Source organism: Candidatus Thiosymbion oneisti, assembly GCF_900092655.1.
Classification (GTDB): Bacteria; Pseudomonadota; Gammaproteobacteria; order Chromatiales; family Chromatiaceae; genus Thiosymbion; species Thiosymbion oneisti.
The window spans coordinates 1-1315 of record NZ_FLUY01001587.1 but is presented as its reverse complement, the minus strand read 5'-3'; the positions used below and the strand labels follow the sequence as shown (position 1 = coordinate 1315).

1 protein-coding gene is annotated in these 1315 nt (G+C 55.3%); it reads right to left on the bottom strand.

The features are described 5' to 3' along the window. Positions 1 to 454: 454 nt before the first annotated feature. On the bottom strand, positions 455 to 1099 hold the full coding sequence (locus BQ17_RS16005) for a Uma2 family endonuclease (protein ID WP_256091637.1): 645 nt from the start codon (positions 1097 to 1099) through the stop codon (positions 455 to 457). Positions 1100 to 1315 lie beyond the last annotated feature (216 nt).

Below are 1315 nucleotides of genomic sequence, written 5' to 3'. Positions count from 1 at the left end.
CTGGCTATCGGGTAAAACCTGAATGCCGAGTTGCCGGTCCAAATGGTCATCAGTCAGGCTGAGTTTTCTCGTTCCCACGCGCTGAGACTGTGAGAGTATTACTAGATTTTCGGAGCCATAGGGACAGCACAACATAATTATCCTACTTTAGGCCGAAAATACTTCTCTTAAATCCCATATGAGACAGAATTTAGTATGAAATATGGGTAGTGGTAAATTTATAAGTGAAAAAGTAGAGCGATTTATCCTTTTGATCCCCTCTCCCCAACCCTCTCCCGGCGGGAGAGGGGGCATAGCGGCCAGTGCCGTTGGTCATGTTCAAACTTAGATATTAACCACTACCGAAATATGGTGCCTTCATCCCACCACTTCCGGGGAAAACGAATTCTTTCACAGTCTCAGCGCGTGGGAACGAGAGAACGGGGTGCTCGGGTGCGGGCGGAGAAGTTACTGCTTATTTTCGCTCGATTTTCTCACCGAGGGCGGAGCGCAATGCCCGCACCGCTCGGGTTTGGCTCTCTTGCGCCATGCAGCGGGCGATCAAGGCCGGGTCCAGGTCGGGGAGCAGCCGGCTGCGGGTGCCGGTGAGGTAGCCGTCTTCCTGGAGCAGGAAGAAGCGGAGTGATCCCGCTTGCCACGTCCAGACTTCGGGTACGCCCAAACCGCGATAGACCTCCAGCTTGTCGATCCCTCCGGAGGTCCAGACGACTTCGATGGCGATGTCCGGGATCTCCGGCAGCTCCTCGATCGGTCCGATGATATAGCATTCGTCGGCTTCGAACCCTCGCGCCTGCGGTTCCGATTTGACAGTCCAGGAGCCGTAACCCTCCAGCTCAATGCCGACCGTTTCGGCATAGGCCTCCACAAGCCTTGCGAGCCGTGTCTTCAGCGATTCATGGTGGATGGATGGGGCCATGAGCTCGAGCTCGCCCTCCAGATAGGTAACGCGCACGCCGCATTGATCGCCGCGCGCGGCCACCAGTCGCTCGTAGTCCTCCCAGGCGATGTCGTGTAGATGTACCCGTTGATCGATGTGGTCCGCGAGTCGATCCATCTGGTCCGTGACCAGTGCGGAATCCTGAGCGAGTGCCGAAATCATGACGGATCGACACGGATCAACACGGAGTTGTCTCCATCCGTGTTCATCCGTGGTTCTCTTTCCGGCGGGTTGCTCATAACGGGTTGTCATCCCTGGATAATTTGTTAATCGAGAACGCCCCCTAGTAATTCGATGGTCTGGTAGTGTTCTAATTTTGTTGTTACCGAGTAGACGATACGCGTACAGCAGCGCCGAAATCCGTAAGAGCGGTTTCGA